A 20,493-nucleotide genomic window follows, 5' to 3' on the forward strand; every position below is an offset into this window, starting at 1 on the left:
ACGGACAGACCGGCTTTACCCGGCAGGAGCCTGCTCGGTGGTGTTGGGCGGTGTGGGGACATGCTGTTCATCGCTGTTAGGCGCCTTGATCAACACACCATAGATCTCGGCAATGCCCCATGCAGCAAACACCAGAAGCAGTGCGGCGATCAGGATCCGAAATCCATGCCAGCCCCATCGCCCCTGCCGCGCCTTGTTTTCTGGAATGATCTTGGCCATGCTCGATCCCTGTCTCATTCTGCACCAACTGGCGCGCCCGGCAAATCATGGTCGGGTAACGGTTCCTCGCTAGGATGGTTCCGGAAAAGCGTGCTGGCCTTGCAGCAGCGCAAGCATGCGGCGACGAAGACCGGGACGAGGCAATTGGGGTGATTGGCAAGACGCAAACAGCACCCGATCTGCCGGCCGAAGTTGCGCTAGCAGTCATGGATATCGACCGGCTGGCCGTGCTGCACGGATTGGAGATGCTGGATACGGCGGCCGACCCCGATTTCGACCGCGTCAGCAGCCTTGCCGCAGCGGTGATGCAGGTGCCGATGGCCCTGGTCACACTCGTCGACCTTGAACGGCATTGGTTCAAATCCTGCTTCGGCCTGGACGAGACCGAAACCGCGACCAACGTCTCCTTCTGCGCCCATGCGATTGCCGCCGGCGACGAGCCGATGGTGGTCGTGGATGCAACGGCGGACCCCCGTTTCAAGACCAACCCGCTGGTCACCGGAAAGCACCATGTCCGCTTCTATGCCGGCGCGCCGATGATCGTGGCAGGTGCCCGCATCGGCACGCTGTGCGTGCTCGACCGCGAGCCGCATGGTTTTCCATCCCGAGCCGAGCTCGACCAGTTGAAGGCGCTCGCCGGCCTCGCCGCCAGCCTGTTCACCCTAAAGGACGCAACCCGCAGCGGCGCGATCGCCGAGGCCGCACTTGCGCGCGAGGAAAAACGACGCGCCATCGCACTCGATGCGGCCTCGCTCGCCAGCTGGGCATGGGATATCCGCACCGATGTCATCGAATGCGACACATTGATGTCGGAGCTGTTCAACCTGCCGCGCTCCAACCGGCTGCGCGCACGCGACATCCTCACCGCCATCGATCCGCGCGACGTCTACCAGACCGAAACCCGCTTTCGCGACGCCTTGACCGGCAGCGACGACTATTTCGGCGAATACCGGGTGAAGGGCTTTCACCCGCCGCGCTGGCTCGCCACGCGCGGCCGTGTCATCGAGCGTAACGGCGACGGCAAGCCGACATTGATCTTCGGCGTCAATTACGACATCTCCGAGCGCAAGCTCGGCGACGAACGGCAACGGCTGCTGCTGCGTGAACTCAACCATCGCGTCAAGAACACTCTGGCGACCGTCCAGGCGCTGGCAACCCAGACCGTGCGCCATGCCCGCCAGCCAAGCCAGTTCCTCGAGGCCTTCGGCGCCAGGCTTCAGGCCTTGGGCATCGCCCACAATCTGTTGTCGGACCGCGAGTGGCGTGGCATCGGCATCAGTGAACTCGTCCAGATCGAGGTCAGACCTTTCGAAACGGCCGAGCAGCCGCGCATGACGATCTCCGGCGACGACCTGCTGCTGTCGCCCGACCAGGCCGTCGGGCTTGGCCTGATCCTGCATGAACTCGCCAGCAACGCGCTGAAATATGGCTCGCTGTCGGTGCCGTCAGGCAGGGTCGACCTCGGCTGGAGGACGCAAGGCAGGAAGGATGCCCGGCGTCTTGTGCTGACCTGGCGCGAAAGCGGCGGGCCGCAAGTCGCTCCGCCGGATCGGCAAGGCTTCGGCTCTATCCTCATTCGCCGCAGCCTGGCCAAGGTCATTTCCAGCGAAGTGACCCATGAATTCCGGCCGGAAGGCGTGTTTGCCGAAATATCGATGCCTCTGGAAGAGCTGTCGAAGTGATCTCCCAACAGCTCTATGTCCGCTCGCTCTCATCCGGATCGTCGGATTTCACATTCTCGCGGTAGATGGCGTAGGCCGCGAGCGCCACGGCCGGCCCCAGAATAGCGCCGAGACCGCCTTTTCCCTTGAGCAGGCTCGGCAGCACGGCGAGTGCGGCGGTGACGCCGATCGCCTTCATGTCGGCATTGCGGCGCTGCGCCCGGCGCCGGGCGCGCGAACCTGCGGATATCCGGTAGATCAGCAGGATAAGTCCGGCGAGCACCAGGAAACCGGCGCCAAACCCCAGCGCGGCGGCAAGCGACCCGTAGCGCATCGCCGTCCAGATATAGGCGGCCCCGACCAGAAAGCCGAGACCGCAAAGCGCAGCGGCCATGGCGATCACATAGACGATTGCCGCCGTGCGCGCCCGATGAACGGCGGCCACGGTTTCCCCCGAGGCGAGGCCCGAGATCAGGGTTGCCAACATTCCCATCTGTAGCGCGACTAGCGACGCGCGATGAGCGCGAAAAGGAAGCCGACGCCAGCGGCGATTGCCAGTGACGTCACCGGCTTTTCACGCACGCTTGCCATCATCTGCGCTTCGATGTCCTTGGCATTGCTGCGCAAGCTGTCAAAGGCTGCTTCGCCCTGCGCGCGCAACTGCTCGACCCCTTCTGTCGCTGCACGGCGCGCGGTGCCATAGCCATGCTCGCCGGTCTTGGCCAGTTGTTTGGTGAGCTTGTCGATGTCGGCCTTCAACTGCCTGATGTCGGCTTCCAGGTCCGCATTTGCACGGGCGTCGGTTGCGGTCTTTCCTGCGGCAGTGGCCATGGCTTAACTCCTTGTGATTGCTCGGTTTCAAACGCGCTGCGCGCCTCATGGTTCCGGCACTGCGGACAAAGTAGCCGAAAACGCATCAGCGCGCACCCGATCCGCCGGCTTCGCAAAAAGACGCTTCCTCAGATTAATGGCCGGCGCGCCTCGCCCAGCCCTTCCCAGCCGGCGAGCCGCTTGAGCCCTTCATTGTCGGAGACCGCGCAGCCGCCGTCGCGCCAGACGATCAGCTTGCGATCCATCAGCTTGCGGATCGTCTTGTTGGTGTGAACCAGCGACAGGCCGAGCGTATCGGCAATGTGCTGCTGCGTGATCGGTATCTGGACGGATTGGCTGCCATTCAGTCCGACGACCTTGGCCCGGCTACCGATGAAGGCGATGAGATAGGCGGCGCGCTCGATCGCACTGCGGCGCCCGAGGCTGAGCAGATTCTCGTCCAGCATCCGCTCCTCGCGCGATGCGATCCAGGTGATGTCGTAGGCCAGCCCGGGATGATTGCGGTACAGCTCGTGCAGATATTCGCGCTCGAAAACACACAGCAGCATCGGTGAGAGTGCCTCGACGGAATGCTGCATCTCGCCCATCACACTGCCTTGCAGGCCGATCAGATCCCCGGGCATGAGATAATTGAGGATCTGGCGACGGCCGTCCCGCAGCAGCTTGTAGCGAAACGCCCAGCCGGAGAGCACGGTGTAGAGATGGGCGCTATGGCTTCCCTCCACCAGCACCGTGTCGCCCTTATCGACCGCGAGTTCACCCTTCTTGAATTTGCTGATGAAGGCCAGCTCCTGTTCTTCGAAGTCGCGGAAAACCGGCAACGGCCGCAATGGGCAGTTCTCGCAAGGATATTGGCGGCTGGAGAAAGCGTTATTGTTCTGGACTGACATTTCGCCCCCTTCGAAAGCCCGCTCGACCCCCTTCGAAAGCCGCTCTTGGAGAGCCGCGTTTCAACGCGTTGCAAGGATTGAGGTTCCGCCCGCTGGCCACATGTCTTTTTTAAATGACAGCAAGCCAATTAGCGATCATGACTCCGGCGTTTCAAGGAGTCTTTGCCTGTGCCCACATTGCTTGACGGATTGCGGATTCTCGTTTTGGAGGACGAATTTCTCATCGCCATGGATGTCGAGCAACTTTGCCGCGATCATGGCGCCGATGAGGTGGTGATCGCCCGTGACCTGACCGAGGTCGATGGCCGGGAAGTCGCCACGCGATTCGATGCAGCCATTGTCGACTTGATGCTGGGCGGCGCCTCGACGATCGATTTCGCTTCCGGGCTGCGCGCGGCAGGCATACCTTTCGTGTTTGCGTCCGGCTATTCGGATGCCGATGAAATCAAGGCATCGTTTCCGGGCGTCAGGCTGGTTGGCAAACCCTACTCAGGCGAAGACCTGGTGCAAGCGGTCGCGGCGGCCTGCGGACGCGCTTGAGACGCGATCGCGGTCAGCTCGCCGGCGAACTCGTTACCTGGGCCGAAATCGCGTCCGGACCATACTCGTCCTCACCTGATATTTTCAGGATCTCCTGCAAGCGGGTACGGGCTCGGCTGACGCGGCTCTTGATCGTCCCCACCGCGCAGCCGCAGATCTCCGCGGCCTCCTCGTAGGAGAAACCAGATGCGCCGATGAGGATGATGGCTTCGCGTTGGTCCTCCGGCAACTGCTCCAGCGCCCCGCGAAAGTCCTTCAGGTCGAGTTGACCGTGCTGGGCCGGATGAACGGCAAGCCTGGCCGTCATGATACCGTCGCTGTCCTGCACTTCGCGCCCGCGCTTGCGCATTTGCGAATAGAACTCGTTGCGCAGGATGGTGAAAAGCCAGGCCTTGAGATTGGTGCCGGGCTGGAAGCTCTCATGCTTGTCCCAAGCCTTGACGAGTGTTTCCTGGACGAGGTCGTCGGCTTTATCGGCATTTTGCGTCAGCGACACGGCAAACGCGCGCAGACTTGGGATTGCCCCAAGCAGATCAGTCTTGAAGCCTTGTGAGACCGCGGCCATGCCTCAGTCCTTCTTCTGTGCGGGTTCAGCCTGTTCCAGTTGGCTAAGCAACTGCGAAAAGCGATCCGGCACATCGTCGGAGACCAGCGCGTCGTAATATTGTTTGAGTTTGCGTCCGATTTCGGAGTTCGGCCCAAGAGCGTCACCAGAACCGTTCCGGCGCCTGCTCTCGGCGCCAGTCAGAATATCTTTCGTCATATCCTTCATTTTGCCCTTGTATTCCCAGCGCTCAAGCCGCTCTTGCCGTACTCAACACAACGCAAGCGGCGCCCTCGTCTGGTTGCCCATCCCCACCACAAACGCCACTCCCCGGCTTTTGTTCCGTCGAGGTGGAACTTTTTCAAAAAATCGGCGTTATCAGGGCTTGCAGTCAGCTTGACCTGCTACGCAATCGCGTCATTCTGAGGGAGACGTCTTACCATGAGCTTATCCGCCACCATCGCACCACATCTGCCCTTCCTGCGCCGCTTCTCGCGGGCTGTTTCCGGGTCGCAAGAGAGTGGTGACGCGCTGGTCGCTGCGATGCTTGAAGCCATCATCGCCGATATCGAGATATTTCCCGAAGCATCGAGCGACCGCATCGCGCTGTACAAGGTTTTCGCCAAGCTTTTCACATCGGTCGCCATCCGCGTTCCACAGGAACAGGCGCAATCGGCGTGGGAACAGCGCACCGCCGCCAATCTGAATGCGATTGCACCACGGCCCCGTCAGGCCTTCCTGCTCGTGGCGGTCGAAGGCTTCAGCGAGGAGGAAGCGGCTGAGATCCTTGACGTCGGTGACCAGGAGTTTTCAGAGTTGCTTGCCCAGGCGAGCAACGAGATATCCCGTCAGGTGGCAACCGACGTTCTGATCATCGAGGATGAACCACTGATCGCCATGGATATCGAAGAAATGGTCGAGAGCCTCGGGCACCGCGTCGTTGGAACGGCGCGCACCCATGCCGAGGCAGTGATGATGTTCGGCAAGACGCGGCCGAAGATGGTGCTGGCCGACATCCAGCTTGCCGACGGCAGTTCCGGCATCGAGGCCGTGAACGAAATCCTGTCATCGACGTCGGTGCCGGTCATCTTCATCACCGCCTTCCCCGAGCGCCTGTTGACTGGTGAACGACCGGAACCGGCCTTCCTGGTCACCAAGCCGTTCAATCCCGACATGGTCAAGGCGCTGATCAGCCAGGCACTGTTCTTTGACCGGCAGGCGAAAGCAGCCGCATAGTCGCGAATTGAGGAGTGGAGGAATTGACGAACCGAAGGCGATAGCCTCGCTTGCCGATTTCTCCAGATCATCAAATCGTCAATTCATCAATTCCTCAATTCTTCACTTCGGGCCGCCTGATGCACGCATCGCGCGGTGACGGCTAATTTCCTGCGCGTCCTGCTCGAACGATTGCAAGCACGGTCTTTTTCGGCAAAGGGTGGGAACAAACCGCAACCACCGACGTTTTCATCGCACCATTCGAAGGAGATGGATCATGCTTTACTGGGCGCTCGTATTTTTCGTCGTGGCGATCATCGCCGGCGCGCTTGGTTTTGGCGGTATTGCAGGCACGTCCGTTGGAATTGCCAAGATATTGTTTTTCATCTTTCTCGCCTTCCTGATCATTTCGCTTCTTGCGGGCCTGTTCAAGCGGGCTTCGTAAGGACGGACGGCCGAACACTGGAAGCCGCACCCCTCAAACGGTTTCCAGCCACCGCCGGGCGGTGTCCCTCAAAGGACGCCGTCCGGCGGACCGTTTTTGGCGGCGGGTTTTCCGGAAACCTGTTTGGAACCCATTCAACGATGAGCCGTTCAGCCTGAATTGGGTGGACAGATTGGCCGATGGGTTCCAGGACCGGAAACAGGAAAGACGCCGTGCAAAGCGATGAAGTCATCGCCCTCCATCCCGCCGACAGCGGCATGCAGCTCGGTCGTGCTCTTCTTCACGCGTTGCACAATGCCGGCATTTCCGTTCTCTACCAGGATCGCGAGATGAAAACCGTATGGGCGCGCAACATGCGTGCGCCCTGGGTTTCGGACACCGCCGACAGCATCGGCATCCTGCCGGAGGCGCAGGCCGACCGCATCGGCGCGGCCAAGCGCGACGTCATTGCATCCGGCAACCCTCAACGTCTCGAGATCAGCGTTCCCGTCGAGGATGGCAGCCGCTGGTTCGAGGTGTGGATCGATGCCGATCACGGCGATGGTGGCACCGTGCAAGGCGTCGTCACCACGATGGTCGAGACGACGGAGCAGAAGCGCCGCGAGCAGACCCTGACGACGCTGTTGCGAGAGGTGAGCCATCGCTCCAAAAACCTGCTGGCGATCATCCAGAGCATAGCCACCCAGACCGGCCGCTACTCCGACAGCATCGGCGATTTCCTGACACGCTTTCGCGGCCGGCTGCAATCGCTGGCCTCGTCCCAGGATCTCGTGACCTCTTCCAACTGGCGGGGTGCAGCACTTCGCGAACTCGTATCGGGCCAGGTTGGCCGCTATGGCGGCGATCCGGTTCGGAGCCTGAGGTTTCAGGGGGCAAACCCCTATCTCAATCCCAACGCTGCCCTGCATATCGGCCTTGCGATGCATGAACTCGCCGTCAATTCGGTGAGCTACGGCGCCCTGTCGCGGCCCGGCGGGTACGTCAACGTTACAGCCAACCTGACCGCCGACGACACGGGAACCTCCCTGTCCCTGACATGGGCGGAGGCAATCGGAGCCGGTGATGTCAGGCGTAGCGAGAAGCGCTTCGGCAGCGTCGCACTCGAACGGGTCGTGCCGGCGTCACTGAACGGAACGGCGACGCTCGAAATCGCGGCTGGCCGCCTTGAATACCGCCTTGTCGTTCCGCACGGCAATTTCGAGACGGATTGAGCGACCTTCCTTAACCCGCCGTTCACCATAAAAGCAGATGCTGTTTTTCCCGGATACCGCTGGAACTTGTTGCATCACCGAACATTTCCGCAGCAGGATTTGCAGCATGGTGGGAGGAATGCCTTGACGGTTGCCGACATGAACAGACTGGAGCAGGCCGCCCGGATTTCCATGGGCGAGTTTGAGGACTCCGAGGCTTCCGCGCCACCGCTGGCTCCTGTTCCCAACGGAGCTTTGCGCCTTGTTGCGCTGGCCTTGGTGGCGGTGATCATGGCGGTCGCCCTGCACCAACTGGTCTACTAGGCCACGTCGTTTCGGCCGGTGGCCGAATCGGCTGTAGCGCCATCTTATTTCCCCGGCCGATCAAGCCAACCAGGAACTTTGGCGAATGTAGACCGTTACTATGGCGAGAGGACTTCTCGCCATGGAACATATCGCTGCATTGTTGCTGGTCATCGGTTGCTCGAACACGATGGCCGACTGCCGTGAACTCCAGGTGCCCGTAAGCGTTTTCGCGACGGCCGAGCAATGCGTGGCCGAACGCCCATTTGTCTTGGGCGACGTGCAAGGGCAGGCTGACCACATCGTCGCCAAATGCCTTGCGGTCGATCCGGCGCTTGAGGACGACTATGATCAGATCGTCTGGAATGTGCGCGCCGATGGTACGCTTGACGCGTCTTTGGCAATTTCCAGCCTGGTAATGGCATCGAACACGATACGCCCAGAAAAAGACTATCTTCACCAACAATAGATTGCAGCAGCAAAGGCCGTCATTTCATGCTAGATGGCAGCTGGAGCTTTACGAAGTGAGGACAAAAAGTGAGGAGTGACTCTATGCGGAAGATGATTATTGCCCTGGTTGCGGTGGTTGCCGTCAGCGGCTGCACAACGACCGAGCAGGACGTGGTTGGCGGCGGCTTGATCGGCGCCGGTGTCGGCGGCTTGGTCGGCGGCGGCAAGGGCGCGCTGATCGGCGCGGCTGTCGGTGCCGGATCGGGCCTGCTGGTTCGCAAGCTGCGGGATGGCCGTTGCGTGTACCGTGATCGTCGCGGCACCTACACGGCTCGCTGCAACTAATCAGCGATGATAATCTAGCCATCGATCCGGAGACCGGTCTGCCGGCCTCCGGATTTTCTATGTTTGGATGCTTGATCCTGGCCGCCTGACGATCACCGTCAGCTTGCCAGCGGGATTTTGATTTCCACGTTCAGCCCATTGGCCTGGTAATCGCGTTTGATCGTACCGCGCAGTTCGCGCGTCACGTTGAGGTCGATCAGCTTGGTGCCGAAGCCGGTTTTGTCGGGCGCTTCGAGTTTCTTCTGCCCGTTTTCGCGCCAGTTGAGAGCCAGCAACCTGTCGCGCCCGCGCCCTTCGACCGACCAGTCCACCTTCAGCGCTCCAACGGAATTGCCGGCTTCGCCGTACTTCAGCGCATTCGTCGCCAGTTCGTGGAAGGTCAGGCCGAGCGCTTGCGTTGTGGTTTCGTCGAGCAGCACCTGTGGTCCCGACAACAGCTCAGCGGGTAGCTCCTTGCCGAACACCTGACCCAGCTCGATGCGCAGGAGATCGCCAAGATCGGCCTTCTGCCAGCGTGAGCGCGTCAGCATGTCCTGGGAGGCCGCCATCGCCTGCAGCCTAGCCGAGAAGGACGCTGAAAACTCGTTGACGTCGGTCGCCCGCGATGCCGTCTGACGCGCGATCGCCAGCACCCTGGTGATCGAATTCTTGATGCGATGCTTCATCTCCTGCAGCATCAGGTCTTTTTCGATCAGGCTCTTTTCCGTCGTTTCGTGCAATCGCGACGCTGCCTCATAGGCCCGCTCCTGATAGCGCGCCACAAGCGCGATTGCGCCCGCCAACAGCAGGCCGAACAGCCCCAGCATCACCGGAATGGCGCGCGACGACGGCTGCGAGAAGGCGCTTGTCGGCCGGAACAGGACAGTCCATGGCTGTCCGGCGACGATGATCTTTCGCGTGACCAGCAGCCTGTTCCCGAAAGTGGAAGCCGGCGGCGTCTCCGACCGGAACAACAGATTGTCGCCGTTCACGGCACCATCGCCATCATAGATTTCGGTGTTGACCGGCAAAAGCGGCGACCGGCTGAGCGCGGTCCGGAACAGATCGCGAGCCCGAAAGGCCGCATAGAGAAAACCTGATGTCGAGGATCTCGAAGCATTGATGACGTCGGGAGCGGTTTCGACATTGAGCCGCACGAAAACGAAGAAGCCGGTGAACGTCTGCGCGGCGCCCGTGTCCTGGCCTAGCTGCACCAGCCCGCTGGCATGCTGCTGGTCGTCGGACATCGCCTTTTCGATCGCCGCACGCCGCACCGGTTCGCTGAACATGTCGTAGCCGATGCCGGCTTGATTGGATGGATCCAGCGGTTCGAACAGCACGATAGGGGTGCGCCAGGGTTGCGTGGTGTCCGGGTAGATTGGATGACTGACGCCATAATCGTGCAGCATGTCGCGTTCGACCGTCGCCTCGTCGCCCGTCTTTGCCAGCCTGAGGAAGCCGATACCGCGCAAGCCGGCGAAATTCTTGTCGACATCGAGCGCGGTGAAGAAGGCCTTGAACTCATTGCGAGAAATATCGCCATTGCGGGCGTCGAACAGGGCCTGCGTCGAGCGCAGCAGCGACAGATGCAGGTCGATGCGGCTCTCGATCCGGTTGAGCGCATCGTCGGCAGTCGCCTCGAACTTGATGCGCGCGGCTTCCTGCGTGGCGAAGTAGGCAAAACCTGCCATCACCATGCTGATCAGCGCGACGGCGATAAAGGCGATGATCGGGAAAAGCTTCTTCAACGGATCGTGCGGTCCCTGAGCAATGTCGGACCTTTATGCGCAAGTCGCCCTGCCAACACAATGCCAAGGCCAAGCCATCCCTACGGCTGGCATATCACGTGTCCGGCAACCGCGATCTGGCTTGATCTCAGGCCGCGATCTTCAGCGCGCCCGGTCCGGGAATGGCGCCTGGCGGGCATTTGCCCAGAATGATCATGCCCAGCACCTCGTCCTGGGTGACATCAGTGGTGCGGGCGGTGCCGACCACCTGGCCGTTCTTCATGACGCAGACCCGGTCGGCAAGCTCGAACACATCGTGGATGTCGTGGCTGATCAGGAAGATGCCGATGCCGTCGGACTTGAGCTGCTTAACCAGTTCGCCGACCTGCGCCGTTTCCTGCGGACCAAGTGCGGCCGTCGGCTCGTCCATGATCAGGATGCGGGCGTTGAACAGGATCGCACGCGCAATCGCCACCGATTGCCGCTGGCCGCCCGACAGCTTGATCACCGGCTCCTTGAAACGCTGGAACCGGGGATTGAGCCGACCCATCACCTTGCGCGCCTCGGCCTCCATGGCAACGTCGTCGAGCGTGCCCCAGGCGGTCATCAACTCGCGGCCGAGGAACAGATTGGCGGCGGCGTCGACATTGTCGGCCAACGCCAGCGTCTGGTAGATCGTCTCGATGCCGTATTTCTTGGCGTCGCGCGGGTTGAAGATCGATGCCTCCTCGCCGTTGACGAAGATCTGGCCCGAATCGCGCTTGTAGGCGCCGGACAGGATCTTGATCAATGTCGACTTGCCGGCGCCATTATGGCCGAGCAGCGCCACGACCTCGCCGGGGAAAAGATCGATCGAGGCGTCGTCGACGGCGCGGATGCCGCCAAACGCGATCGAGATGTTCCTCATGTCGATCAGCGCGGTGGCTGCAGGAGCAGTCTTGTCAGTCATGGCATGCCCTCCTAGACGCGCTTGCGATAGACGGTGTCGAGCCACACGGCGATCACCAGTACGGCGCCGACGACGATGCTCTGCAGCGGCGAGTCGACACCAAGCAGCACCATGCCGGACTGCAGCGACTGCATCAGCAGGGCGCCGAGCATGGCGCCGATGATCGTTCCCGACCCGCCGGCTAGCGATGTGCCACCGATCACGGCGGCTGCAATGACGAGCAGCTCGTCGAGCGTTCCAAGCACGTTGGTGGCCGAATTCTGCCGGGCCGAGGAGATCGCCGCGGCAATCGTGGCCAGCACGCCCATGATCATGAACACCTTCATGGTGATCCAGCGCGTGTTGATGCCGGCGAGATTGGCCGCCTCGGGATTGCCGCCGATGGCGAAGACATAGCGGCCGAAACGGGTGCGGTTGGTGATGAAGGTCATGACCAGCCCGACGGCGACCGCCATCAGCACCGGTATGGCGATACCGTGGGCGATGAACAGGCCGCCTTCGGGAACGGTGATGTTGTTGGCGGCCGCATATCTGTTCACGATGCCGATCGGCCAGGGGTAGGAGTTGGCGAGCCAAACCGCACCCATGATGGCGCCGCAGGTGACGACACCGAGCAGCGCCTCGGCCCAGATCGGACGTAGCGGAAAACGGAAACGCTTGCGCTGCACCCGCCCGTTGAACAGCCCAAACACCACGGCGAGGCAGGCGACGATCCCGACAACCCAGCTCCAGGTTGCGCCGATCGATCCCGCCGGCCCGCCGCCCATCAGCTGAAAGGTGGCGTTAAGCGGCGCCACGGTCTGGCCTGATGTGACCCACCAGGCAGCACCGCGCCAGACCAGCAGGCCGCCCAGCGTCACGATAAAGGCGGGCACTTCGAGATAGGCGATGACGAAGCCTTGAAAGGCGCCGATCAACAGGCCGAGCGCCAGGCCGATGACCAGCGCCAGGACCCAGATCCACGGATTGCCGAGTTCGAGCCCGACAAAACGCACCAGGAAATGCACCTGGGCAAATCCCATCACCATGCCGATCAGGCCCTCGGCGGAACCGACCGACAGGTCGATGTTGCGCATGACGATGACCAGCACCATGCCGCAGGCCATGATGGCGACCGCGGATGTCTGCACCGACAGGTTCCACAGATTGCGCGGCGTGAGAAAGGTGCGGCTGTCGAAATCGAGCGGGTTGACGCCGAGGCGCAGGCTGGAAATGACATGCAGCCCAATCCAGATGACCAGCAGCGCGCCGATCATGCCGAGCATCCGGGTGTCGATCTCGGTCGCCTTCAGGAACCGGGCGACGGCGCCGAGTTCCGACGCGCGCGCCGTATCGGCCTGCGGGTTGGACGTCGTGTCGGTCATGATTTCCTCCCACCGGCTGGCCGTCTGACGCGCGTGCCGGAGCCCAGCCTAGAAGCTATCCGCATGATGCGGAAACACAATTCTTTGAGAAAACGCCGCGGCTTTTGGGCCGCGGCGTTCAGATATTTCGAAGTGGTCCGGATCAGTTACAGGCCGCGACGGTGCCGGCAGCGACACCCGCGCAGACTTCGTCCTTCTTGATCCAGCCAGCGTCGATGACGACGTTGAGATTGTCCTTGGTGATGGCAACCGGGGTCAGGAACAGCGACTTGACGGTGTTGCCGCCCGGCGTCGTGAAGTCCTTGGCGCCGGCGATGTCGCTCGTCTTCTTGCCGTCGGCCAGTTGCGAGGCGATCTCGGCGGCATTCTTGCCGAGCTCGCGCGCGTCCTTCCACACCGACACGGTTTGCGTGCCCAGGGCGATGCGGTTCAGCGCGGCGTGGTCGCCGTCCTGCCCCGAGACCGGCACGGTGCCGGCCAAGCCTTGAGCCGTCAGCGCCGCGACGACGCCACCGGCAGTGCCGTCATTGGCCGCGACCACCGCGTCGACCTTGTTGTCGTTGGCGGTCAGGAACTGTTCCATGTTCTTCTGGGCGTTGGCGGGCAGCCAGCCATCCGTGTAGGCTTCGCCGACATTCTTGATCTTGCCGCTGTCAATGGCTTCCTTGAGCACTTCCATCGAGCCCGAGAACAGGAAGTCGGCATTGGGATCGGCACCGGAGCCCTTGATGAAGACGTAGTTGCCTTCCGGCTTGACCTTGAACACTTCGCGGGCCTGCATGCGGCCGACTTCCTTGTTGTCGAAGGTCAGATAGAAAACATCCTTGTTCTCGATCAACCGGTCATAGCCGACGACCGGAATGCCTTCGTCCAGGGCTTTCTGCACGGCCGGGCCGATGGCCGAAGCATCCTGCGCCAGGATGATCAGGGAATTGGCGCCCTGCGAGATCAGGCTTTCGACGTCGGTAAGCTGCTTGCCGGGATTGGACTGCGCATCGGCGGAGATGTACTTGTCGCCGGCGGCCTCGATCGCCGTCTTCATGGCGGCCTCGTCGGTCTTCCAGCGTTCCTCCTGGAAATTGGACCACGAAACGCCGACGACCTTGTCCTTCGCCTGCGCGACAGACGCGAGCGTCAGCGACATGGCGGCACCCGCCAGGATGGCGGCTGTGAATCTTTTCATATTATCCTCCCTGCGCCGCGTATGGCGCGACCAAACTGGCCCGAGGGCCGGCACAGAGGCCCTATTTTTTCGAGCCTCGAAAAAATACTGGGCCAACGCCCGAACGCTGTCAACATCGATTCTGATGGATTTTGATGTCGTTTCGAATTTTTTTCGGGCCTCGGAATAAATAAATGACACGGCGCGCGGCTTCTGCCAGTATTTGACCGCGTCACCGACAGCGTTCCAGGGCAGGAAGAACCGCGGCGACCGGGAGGATATGAAAGAGCATGTCGGTCGGAATCCGCCACGACGATTTGCGCCGCCGCAACCGCGCGATGGTGATCGCGGCGGTGCGCCGCGCCGGACAGCCGTCGCGCACCGAGATTGCCGCAACCACAAGTCTCAGCCATTCGACGATCTCGGCGATCTCATCCGACCTGATCGTCGAAGGCATCCTGACCGAAAGCAAGCCGAGCGAGGCCGGCTCGCTCAAACGCGGCCGTCCGCAGGTCGGCCTCAGCCTCAATCCGGAAGCGGCCGCGGTAATGACCGTGGTGCTGTCGCTGAACTTCCTCTCGGTCGCCGTCATCGACTATGCCGGCCAGGTAATATCCGAGGAACAGCGCCGGCTCGACACGCTGACGATGTCGCGCGACTCGCTGATCGGTGAGTGCACGGCAATCGTGCGGCGCCGCCTGGAAGATCCCGACCTGGACGTGCGAAGCATCGCCCGTATCGCGCTGGCCGTCCAGGGCATCACCGACACCCGTGCCCGCGCCATGCTGTGGTCGCCGATCACGCCGCACACCGACATCGCCTTCGCCGACATATTCGAAGAGGAGTTCGGCATCCCCGCCATTATGGAGAACGACTGCAACATGATGGCGGTGGCGCTGCGCTGGCGCGACCCCGATCGTTACCGCGACGATTTCATCGCCATCCTCCTGTCGCACGGCATCGGCATGGGGCTGGTGCTGAAGGGCGAATTGTTCACCGGCACCCATTCCTCGGGCGGCGAATTCGGCCACATGATCCATCGGCCGAACGGCGCGCTGTGTCGCTGCGGACGGCGCGGCTGCGTCGAAGCCTATGCCGGCAATTATGCCATCTGGCGCAACGCGCGGCAGATGGGCGAGGATGCAGAGCCCGTCGCCGATGTCAGCGACGCCGACATGCGCGCCCTGGCTGCTGCCGCCCGCGAAAGGGACGGGCCCGAACGGGAAGCCTATCGCAAGGCCGGCGAAGCGCTCGGCTACGGCCTCGGCAGCCTGTTTGCGCTGATCGATCCGGCGCCGGTCGCCATGGTCGGCGTCAGCGCTGCCGCCTTCGACCTGATCGAGCCGGCATTGCGGCAAGCGATTGCCCAGACCGCCGGCGGCCAGCATTCCATGTCGATTTCCTTCGACACCGAGCCGAACGAACTGCCGCTGATCCGCGAAGGCTGCGCCATGCGGGCGCTGATCTTCGTCGATCAGGAGATTTTTGCGCCGGGCGTGCAGGCGAGATCCGGTCTCGGCGGCAAGAACGTGGCGTGAGTTCAAACGAGGGAGTTCAGTCCTCGCGAATGGCGTAACCCGCCCCACGGATGGTGCGAATGACATCGGGCATGCGGCCGTTGTTGACCGCCTTGCGCAGCCGGCCGACATGCACATCGACCGTGCGTTCGTCGATGTAGATCGTCTCGCCCCAGACATTGTCGAGCAGTTGGCTGCGCGAGAACACGCGGCCTGGATGGCGCATCATGAATTCAAGCAGGCGGAATTCCGTCGGCCCGAGCCGGATCTCGCTCTTCTTGCGATAGACGCGGTGCGACTCGCGATCGAGCACGATATCGCCGACCTTGAGCACGCTGGACAGCACTTCCGGCTTGGCCCGGCGCAGCAGTGCCTTGACCCTGGCCATGAACTCCGGCGTCGAGAAAGGCTTGACCAGATAGTCGTCGGCACCGGTCGAGAGGCCGCGCACGCGGTCGCTTTCCTCGCCTCGCGCGGTCAGCATGATGATCGGCAGCCGCTCGGTCTCGGGACGCATCCTTAGCCGGCGGCAGAGTTCGATACCGGAAACCGCAGGCACCATCCAGTCGAGCACCAGAAGGTCTGGAACGTTCTCCTGCAGCCGGATTTCGGCCTCGTCGCCGCGCGTCACCACTTCGACCTGGTAACCTTCGGATTCAAGATTGTAGCGGAGCAGCACGCCTAGCGGCTCCTCATCCTCCACCACCATGATGCGTGGCGCGATCATCGGCTGGTCACCCCTGTCATGCCGCTGGCGCGGACATTGCCGTCTCGTCCTGCTTCGGACGATTGGCTGGCAACTGCGTGCCGGTCAAAACATAATAGGCATTTTCGGCGATGTTGGTCACGTGGTCGCCGATCCGCTCGAGGTTCTTGGCGCAAAACAACAGGTGCGTGCACGCCGTGATGTTGCGCGGATCTTCCATCATGTAGGTCAGCAGTTCGCGGAACACCGATGTGTATTTGACGTCGATGCGTTCATCATTGTTTCTGAGCGTGGCAAGCGCTGCCGCGTCAGCGGCGGCATACTCGTCGACGACCCCCTGCACCTGGATCAGCACCAGCTGCGCCATTGCGTCGATCGAATGCGAAAGGTCGTGCGGCGTGACGCTCAGCCCGACAGTGCCGACGCGCTTGGCGATGTTCTTGGCAAGGTCGCCGATGCGCTCGAGGTCGCCGGCCATGCGGATCGAACCGACCACCGCACGCAGATCGTTGGCCATTGGCTGGCGCTTGGCGATCAGCGTGATGGCACGATCGTCCAGCTCGCGCTGGCGTGCATCCATGATGGCGTCGTCGGAAACCACCCGCTGCGCCAGCGCATTGTCCGAATTGAGCAAAGCCCTGGTCGAGCCACCGACCATCGAGCGGGCGAGATCGCCCATGTCGCGGATCAGCTGGCTGATCTGCTCCAGATCCTCATCGAAAGATGCAACGGTATGTTCACCCATGATCTTCGTCCCTCATATGCCAGAGATCAGCCGAACCGGCCGGTGATGTAGTCCTGGGTGCGTTTGTCGTCGGGGGTGGTGAACATCTTGTCGGTGGCGCCCTCCTCGACCAGATAGCCAAGATGGAACATCGCGGTGCGCTGCGACACGCGCGCTGCCTGCTGCATCGAATGGGTGACGATGACGATCGTATAGTTCTGACGCAGTTCGTCGATCAGTTCCTCGACGCGAGCGGTGGCGATCGGGTCGAGCGCCGAACACGGTTCGTCCATCAGGATCACCTCGGGCGACACGGCGATGGCGCGTGCAATGCACAGGCGCTGCTGCTGGCCACCGGAAAGACCCGTGCCAGGTTCCTGCAAACGGTCCTTGACCTCGTTCCAGATCGCCGCCTTCTTCAGGCTGGACTCGACGATCTGATCCATGTCGGCCTTGCGCTTGGCCAATCCGTGGATGCGCGGCCCATAGGCGACGTTCTCGTAGATCGACTTTGGGAACGGATTGGGTTTCTGGAACACCATGCCGACGCGCGCCCTGAGTTCGACGACATCGATGTTCTTGTCGTAGATGTCCTCTTCGTCGAGCGTTATCTTGCCGGTTACCCGTGCTGAATCGATGGTGTCGTTCATGCGATTGAGGCAGCGCAGGAAGGTGGACTTGCCGCAGCCGGAGGGGCCGATCAGCGCCGTCACCTGGTTCAGGCGGACGTCGAGATCGACGTCGAACAGCGCCTGCTTCTCGCCGTAGAACACGCCGACCTTGTCGCCGCGCATTTTGATCACTTCGTTCGACTTCATCTTGTCGCCCACTGCGTTTTCAAGGGACTGTTCGGTCATGATGTTCATACCAAAATGCCTTTTTTCTACCAGCGCCGCTCGAACCGACGCCGAAGCACGATCGCGGTGATGTTCATGGCCATGAGGAAGACGAGCAGGATGATGATGGCGCCGGACATGCGCTCGACGAAGGCGCGTTCGGCCTCGTTCGCCCACATATAGATCTGCACCGGCAGCGCGGTGGCCGGATCGAAAGGCGTCGTCGGTGGATCGGCGACGAAGGCGACCATGCCGATCAACAGCAGAGGCGCAGTTTCGCCGAGCGCGCGTGCAAGACCGATGATGGTGCCGGTGAGGATGCCGGGCGCGGCAAGCGGCAGGATGTGCTGGAACACCATCTGCATCTTGGAGGCGCCAAGGCCGAGAGCTGCCGAGCGGATCGACGGCGGCACCGCGGCAAGCGCGGCGCGCGTCGCGATGATGATCGTCGGCAGCGTCATCAGCGTCAGCACCAGGCCACCGACGAAAGCGGCGGAGCGCGGCATGCCCAGGAAATTGATAAACACCGCGAGGCCGAGCAAGCCGAAGACGATTGACGGCACTGCGGCCAGATTGTTGATGTTGACCTCGATAAGGTCGGTGAAACGGTTCTTCTTGGCGAACTCCTCCAGATAGATGGAGGCGGCGACGCCGATCGGCAGCGCGAGCAGCAGCACGATCACCATCATATAAAACGAGCCGATGATCGCCACGCCCATGCCCGAGGTTTCCGGGCGGCTGGAGGCGCCGTAGGTGAACAGACCGCTGTTGAAGTGCTCGGCCATCGCGCCCTCGGCCTTGAGCTTGTTCATCCAGGTGATCTGCTGGTCCGAGACCTTGCGTCGCGCTTCCTCGACACTGAGGTCGATCTGGCCCTTGAAAGCGGAGTCGAGATTGGCGGCGGCGAGGATGTTGACGTCGCGTGTCGTGCCGATCACCGAGGGATCGGCGGCAACGATGTCGCGCAACTGGACGCGGGCGCCTTCCGAAAGGAAGCCCTTGAGCTTCTGGATCATCGGCTTGTCATCAGGAGAGATGCCGAGCTTGGCCACCAGCGCGTTTTCGGCGAGCTTGGGATAATTCGCCTTGATCAGAACGCTCGGATCGGTTGCGCGCTTGCCGGAAGGATCGATCACCTTCTCGTCGAACGTGATCGGCAATGACACCGTCGTCTGCCAGAAGGCGGTGTAGCCTTTCGAGACGATGGTGATCAGCATGATTGCCAGGAACGCCAGGCCTACGGAAATCGCCACGACGCCGTAGATGCGGAAACGGCGTTCGGCGGCGTAACGGGCCTTCAGGCCGATGTCGCGGCGCGGATGGGCCGCCGGCCTGACCATCGTATCCATGGGAATGTCGGTCATTCGTACTGCTCCCGATATTTGCGCACGATGTAGAGCGCGACGATGTTCATCACCAGCGTCAGCGTGAACAGCGTCAGCCCGAGCGCGAAGGCGACCAGCGTCTGCGGCGAATTGAACTCGAGGTCGCCGGTGAGCTGGTTGACGATCTTGACGGTGATGGTCGTCATCGCCTCGAACGGGTTGATGGTGAGGTTGGCGGCGACGCCCGCCGCCAGCACGACAATCATCGTTTCGCCGATGGCGCGCGAGGCAGTCAGCAGGATGGCGCCGACGATGCCGGGCAGTGCCGCCGGCAGGATCACCCGCTTGATCGTCTCGGAGCGGGTCGCGCCGAGGCCGAGCGACCCGTCGCGCATGGCGCGCGGCACCGCGGTTATGATGTCGTCTGAGAGAGAGGAGACGACCGGGATCAGCATGACGCCCATGACCAGGCCGGCGGTGAAGATGCTCTGGCCCTGGATGAACGGCGAGCCGCCGGTCAGCGCCGCTGACAGGTCGCGCAGGAACGGCCCAAGCGTGACGACGGCGAAGATGCCGTAGACGATGGTCGGTATGCCGGCCAGCAGTTCAAGCGCCGGCTTGACCACCGAGCGCACCCTGGGCGTTGCGTATTCGGCCATGTAGACAGCCGACATCAGCCCGACCGGCACCGCAACCAGCAGCGCGACGGCGGCGATATAGAGCGTGCCGGCAAGAAGCGGGATCAGGCCGAACTGGCCCTGGCTGCCGCCCGAACCGGCAGCGGCAAAACGCGGATCCCAGACCGTGCCGAAGAAGAAACTCATCGGCGAGACGCTCTCGAAGAAGGTGATCGTCTGGAACAGCATCGAAAGCACGATGCCGACGGTGGTCAGGATGGCGATGGTGGAGGCGGCAAGCAGCCCCCACAGCATCAGCCGCTCGACATTGTTGCGCGCCCTGGCGCGCGGCTCGATCTGCCTGAGCGCATAGAAGGCGCCGGCGATCGAGGAAGCCAGAATGACAATGGCGCCGAACAGGCTGAGCCGGTCCTGGACCTTGTTCGCCTCGACGGCGATCGGGATCATGTAATCCTGTGTGTCGCTCGCCAGTGCCACGCCCTTGGCGGCGAGCAGCGGCTGCAACTCGGCAAAGCTGGCCGGCATTGCGGCCAGTGTGCCAGCATCGAGTTTGCGCAGGCCCCTGGCGAGGCTCTTTACCAGGCTGACATCCAGTGCCTCGCTGGCAACCTTGCTGTCGACGGTACGCTCGGGCAAGGCAGCGTGGATGTGCCGGTCAAGAAAGACCGAAGAACCGACGGCCCAGACGGCAAGCAGCAAAAGAGCAGGCAGGACGGCGAGCAGGAAGGCCCACCAGCCGTGATAGTGGGCACGCGAATGCGGCTTGACCTTGCCATTGTCCTGGGCCGCGGCACGCTGCCGGCCGATGAAAAAGGCAACCAGGCCGACGGCAACGACGATGGCCAGTACGAGCAAGGACGACATGGACCCACCCCAAGGGAAATTCTAACGCAGCCGCCATTGCGGCCTGCGGTGAAACCGGGGCGCGGATTT

Annotated in this window: 24 protein-coding genes; 9 read left to right on the plus strand and 15 right to left on the minus strand. The window is 62.2% G+C overall.

Features of this window, described 5'->3' with window-relative positions; all coding sequences use genetic code 11:
- Nucleotides 1-15: 15 nt before the first annotated feature.
- Nucleotides 16-219 carry a hypothetical protein gene (locus M729_RS01000000135685; protein WP_013529290.1) on the minus strand — a complete coding sequence of 68 codons (204 nt, stop codon included), beginning with the start codon at nt 217-219 and terminating at the stop codon, nt 16-18.
- Between the two features lie 206 nt (nt 220-425).
- Between M729_RS01000000135685 and M729_RS0124275 the strand changes: the two genes are divergently transcribed.
- The gene (locus tag M729_RS0124275; protein WP_050596333.1) at nt 426-1,901 is read left to right on the plus strand and encodes an HWE histidine kinase domain-containing protein; all 1,476 of its coding nucleotides are present in this window, start codon (nt 426-428) and stop codon (nt 1,899-1,901) included.
- A 13-nt stretch (nt 1,902-1,914) separates the two neighbouring features.
- On the opposite strand, the gene M729_RS0124280 is transcribed toward M729_RS0124275, so the two are convergent.
- The 3 genes from M729_RS0124280 to M729_RS0124290 all read right to left on the minus strand — a co-directional run bounded on the left by M729_RS0124280 (nt 1,915) and on the right by M729_RS0124290 (nt 3,601).
- A complete protein-coding gene (locus M729_RS0124280; RefSeq protein WP_013529288.1) occupies nt 1,915-2,373 on the minus strand; it encodes a hypothetical protein in 459 nt (152 codons plus the stop codon).
- An 11-nt stretch (nt 2,374-2,384) separates the two neighbouring features.
- Complete coding sequence (locus M729_RS0124285) at nt 2,385-2,711, minus strand: DUF883 family protein (protein ID WP_013529287.1); 327 nt, start codon at nt 2,709-2,711, stop codon at nt 2,385-2,387.
- Between the two features lie 128 nt (nt 2,712-2,839).
- The gene (locus M729_RS0124290) at nt 2,840-3,601 is read right to left on the minus strand and encodes a Crp/Fnr family transcriptional regulator (RefSeq protein WP_027163153.1); all 762 of its coding nucleotides are present in this window, start codon (nt 3,599-3,601) and stop codon (nt 2,840-2,842) included.
- A gap of 168 nt (nt 3,602-3,769) precedes the next feature.
- On the opposite strand from M729_RS0124290, the gene M729_RS0124295 reads away from it, so the two are divergent.
- The gene (locus tag M729_RS0124295; protein ID WP_027163154.1) at nt 3,770-4,141 is read left to right on the plus strand and encodes a response regulator; all 372 of its coding nucleotides are present in this window, start codon (nt 3,770-3,772) and stop codon (nt 4,139-4,141) included.
- Nucleotides 4,142-4,154: 13 nt separating this feature from the next.
- On the opposite strand, the gene M729_RS0124300 is transcribed toward M729_RS0124295, so the two are convergent.
- A complete protein-coding gene (locus M729_RS0124300) occupies nt 4,155-4,706 on the minus strand; it encodes an RNA polymerase sigma factor (RefSeq protein ID WP_013529285.1) in 552 nt (183 codons plus the stop codon).
- 3 nt (nt 4,707-4,709) lie between these two features.
- A complete protein-coding gene (locus M729_RS0124305) occupies nt 4,710-4,913 on the minus strand; it encodes a NepR family anti-sigma factor (protein ID WP_032809255.1) in 204 nt (67 codons plus the stop codon).
- Nucleotides 4,914-5,126: 213 nt separating this feature from the next.
- Between M729_RS0124305 and M729_RS0124310 the strand changes: the two genes are divergently transcribed.
- The 6 genes from M729_RS0124310 (at nt 5,127) to M729_RS0124335 (ending at nt 8,633) form a co-directional block, all read left to right on the plus strand.
- Nucleotides 5,127-5,921 carry a response regulator gene (locus M729_RS0124310; RefSeq protein WP_013529283.1) on the plus strand — a complete coding sequence of 265 codons (795 nt, stop codon included), beginning with the start codon at nt 5,127-5,129 and terminating at the stop codon, nt 5,919-5,921.
- Between the two features lie 256 nt (nt 5,922-6,177).
- Nucleotides 6,178-6,345 (plus strand): DUF1328 domain-containing protein, encoded by a 168-nt coding sequence (locus tag M729_RS1000000137610; protein ID WP_024503012.1) that lies wholly within the window; start codon nt 6,178-6,180, stop codon nt 6,343-6,345.
- Between the two features lie 179 nt (nt 6,346-6,524).
- Nucleotides 6,525-7,556: a sensor histidine kinase gene (locus tag M729_RS0124320; protein ID WP_027163155.1), complete on the plus strand. Its 1,032-nt coding sequence runs from the start codon at nt 6,525-6,527 to the stop codon at nt 7,554-7,556.
- A gap of 123 nt (nt 7,557-7,679) precedes the next feature.
- Entirely contained in the window at nt 7,680-7,859 is a 180-nt protein-coding gene (locus M729_RS0124325) for a hypothetical protein (protein ID WP_013529280.1), read from the plus strand.
- A gap of 121 nt (nt 7,860-7,980) precedes the next feature.
- Nucleotides 7,981-8,307, plus strand: a complete 327-nt coding sequence (locus M729_RS0124330) for a hypothetical protein (protein WP_013529279.1) — start codon at nt 7,981-7,983, stop codon at nt 8,305-8,307.
- An 83-nt stretch (nt 8,308-8,390) separates the two neighbouring features.
- Nucleotides 8,391-8,633, plus strand: coding sequence for a lipoprotein (locus M729_RS0124335; protein WP_024503010.1), 243 nt, complete (start codon nt 8,391-8,393; stop codon nt 8,631-8,633).
- Nucleotides 8,634-8,731: 98 nt separating this feature from the next.
- On the opposite strand, the gene M729_RS0124340 is transcribed toward M729_RS0124335, so the two are convergent.
- The 4 genes from M729_RS0124340 to xylF all read right to left on the minus strand — a co-directional run bounded on the left by M729_RS0124340 (nt 8,732) and on the right by xylF (nt 13,835).
- Nucleotides 8,732-10,360 (minus strand): CHASE domain-containing protein, encoded by a 1,629-nt coding sequence (locus tag M729_RS0124340; RefSeq protein WP_024503009.1) that lies wholly within the window; start codon nt 10,358-10,360, stop codon nt 8,732-8,734.
- Nucleotides 10,361-10,487: 127 nt separating this feature from the next.
- Nucleotides 10,488-11,288: an ATP-binding cassette domain-containing protein gene (locus M729_RS0124345; protein ID WP_027163156.1), complete on the minus strand. Its 801-nt coding sequence runs from the start codon at nt 11,286-11,288 to the stop codon at nt 10,488-10,490.
- 11 nt (nt 11,289-11,299) lie between these two features.
- Entirely contained in the window at nt 11,300-12,652 is a 1,353-nt protein-coding gene (locus tag M729_RS0124350) for a sugar ABC transporter permease (protein WP_013529275.1), read from the minus strand.
- Between the two features lie 142 nt (nt 12,653-12,794).
- On the minus strand, nt 12,795-13,835 hold the full coding sequence (gene xylF, locus M729_RS0124355; protein WP_013529274.1) for a D-xylose ABC transporter substrate-binding protein: 1,041 nt from the start codon (nt 13,833-13,835) through the stop codon (nt 12,795-12,797).
- A gap of 269 nt (nt 13,836-14,104) precedes the next feature.
- Here xylF and M729_RS0124360 point away from each other — a divergent pair, with 269 nt between their 5' ends.
- Complete coding sequence (locus M729_RS0124360) at nt 14,105-15,352, plus strand: ROK family protein (protein WP_027163157.1); 1,248 nt, start codon at nt 14,105-14,107, stop codon at nt 15,350-15,352.
- 16 nt (nt 15,353-15,368) lie between these two features.
- Here M729_RS0124360 and phoB read toward each other — a convergent pair whose 3' ends face one another.
- From phoB to pstC, 5 genes are read right to left on the minus strand one after another with little or no spacing between them, the layout of a single operon-like run.
- On the minus strand, nt 15,369-16,058 hold the full coding sequence (phoB, locus tag M729_RS0124365; protein ID WP_010911896.1) for a phosphate regulon transcriptional regulator PhoB: 690 nt from the start codon (nt 16,056-16,058) through the stop codon (nt 15,369-15,371).
- Between the two features lie 16 nt (nt 16,059-16,074).
- A complete protein-coding gene (gene phoU / locus M729_RS0124370) occupies nt 16,075-16,782 on the minus strand; it encodes a phosphate signaling complex protein PhoU (RefSeq protein ID WP_013529272.1) in 708 nt (235 codons plus the stop codon).
- Between the two features lie 26 nt (nt 16,783-16,808).
- Entirely contained in the window at nt 16,809-17,627 is an 819-nt protein-coding gene (pstB, locus tag M729_RS0124375; protein WP_013529271.1) for a phosphate ABC transporter ATP-binding protein PstB, read from the minus strand.
- A 17-nt stretch (nt 17,628-17,644) separates the two neighbouring features.
- A complete protein-coding gene (gene pstA / locus M729_RS0124380; protein WP_013529270.1) occupies nt 17,645-18,961 on the minus strand; it encodes a phosphate ABC transporter permease PstA in 1,317 nt (438 codons plus the stop codon).
- Nucleotides 18,958-20,424, minus strand: a complete 1,467-nt coding sequence (pstC, locus tag M729_RS0124385) for a phosphate ABC transporter permease subunit PstC (RefSeq protein ID WP_027163158.1) — start codon at nt 20,422-20,424, stop codon at nt 18,958-18,960. Before pstC ends, pstA begins: the two co-directional genes overlap by 4 nt.
- Nucleotides 20,425-20,493: the final 69 nt, after the last annotated feature.

The organism is Mesorhizobium sp. WSM1293 (assembly GCF_000513875.1).
Lineage (GTDB): Bacteria > Pseudomonadota > Alphaproteobacteria > Rhizobiales > Rhizobiaceae > Mesorhizobium > Mesorhizobium ciceri.

Coding starts and splice junctions, on each gene's coding strand:
- M729_RS01000000135685 (WP_013529290.1), bottom strand. CDS start 219: ATGGCCAAGATCATTCCAGAAAACAAGGCGCGGCAGGGGCGATGGGGC.
- M729_RS0124275 (WP_050596333.1), top strand. CDS start 426: ATGGATATCGACCGGCTGGCCGTGCTGCACGGATTGGAGATGCTGGAT.
- M729_RS0124280 (WP_013529288.1), bottom strand. CDS start 2,373: ATGGGAATGTTGGCAACCCTGATCTCGGGCCTCGCCTCGGGGGAAACC.
- M729_RS0124285 (WP_013529287.1), bottom strand. CDS start 2,711: ATGGCCACTGCCGCAGGAAAGACCGCAACCGACGCCCGTGCAAATGCG.
- M729_RS0124290 (WP_027163153.1), bottom strand. CDS start 3,601: ATGTCAGTCCAGAACAATAACGCTTTCTCCAGCCGCCAATATCCTTGC.
- M729_RS0124300 (WP_013529285.1), bottom strand. CDS start 4,706: ATGGCCGCGGTCTCACAAGGCTTCAAGACTGATCTGCTTGGGGCAATC.
- M729_RS0124305 (WP_032809255.1), bottom strand. CDS start 4,913: ATGAAGGATATGACGAAAGATATTCTGACTGGCGCCGAGAGCAGGCGC.
- M729_RS0124310 (WP_013529283.1), top strand. CDS start 5,127: ATGAGCTTATCCGCCACCATCGCACCACATCTGCCCTTCCTGCGCCGC.
- M729_RS1000000137610 (WP_024503012.1), top strand. CDS start 6,178: ATGCTTTACTGGGCGCTCGTATTTTTCGTCGTGGCGATCATCGCCGGC.
- M729_RS0124320 (WP_027163155.1), top strand. CDS start 6,525: ATGGGTTCCAGGACCGGAAACAGGAAAGACGCCGTGCAAAGCGATGAA.
- M729_RS0124330 (WP_013529279.1), top strand. CDS start 7,981: ATGGAACATATCGCTGCATTGTTGCTGGTCATCGGTTGCTCGAACACG.
- M729_RS0124335 (WP_024503010.1), top strand. CDS start 8,391: ATGCGGAAGATGATTATTGCCCTGGTTGCGGTGGTTGCCGTCAGCGGC.
- M729_RS0124345 (WP_027163156.1), bottom strand. CDS start 11,288: ATGACTGACAAGACTGCTCCTGCAGCCACCGCGCTGATCGACATGAGG.
- M729_RS0124350 (WP_013529275.1), bottom strand. CDS start 12,652: ATGACCGACACGACGTCCAACCCGCAGGCCGATACGGCGCGCGCGTCG.
- xylF (WP_013529274.1), bottom strand. CDS start 13,835: ATGAAAAGATTCACAGCCGCCATCCTGGCGGGTGCCGCCATGTCGCTG.
- M729_RS0124360 (WP_027163157.1), top strand. CDS start 14,105: ATGTCGGTCGGAATCCGCCACGACGATTTGCGCCGCCGCAACCGCGCG.
- phoB (WP_010911896.1), bottom strand. CDS start 16,058: ATGATCGCGCCACGCATCATGGTGGTGGAGGATGAGGAGCCGCTAGGC.
- phoU (WP_013529272.1), bottom strand. CDS start 16,782: ATGGGTGAACATACCGTTGCATCTTTCGATGAGGATCTGGAGCAGATC.
- pstB (WP_013529271.1), bottom strand. CDS start 17,627: ATGAACATCATGACCGAACAGTCCCTTGAAAACGCAGTGGGCGACAAG.
- pstA (WP_013529270.1), bottom strand. CDS start 18,961: ATGACCGACATTCCCATGGATACGATGGTCAGGCCGGCGGCCCATCCG.
- pstC (WP_027163158.1), bottom strand. CDS start 20,424: ATGTCGTCCTTGCTCGTACTGGCCATCGTCGTTGCCGTCGGCCTGGTT.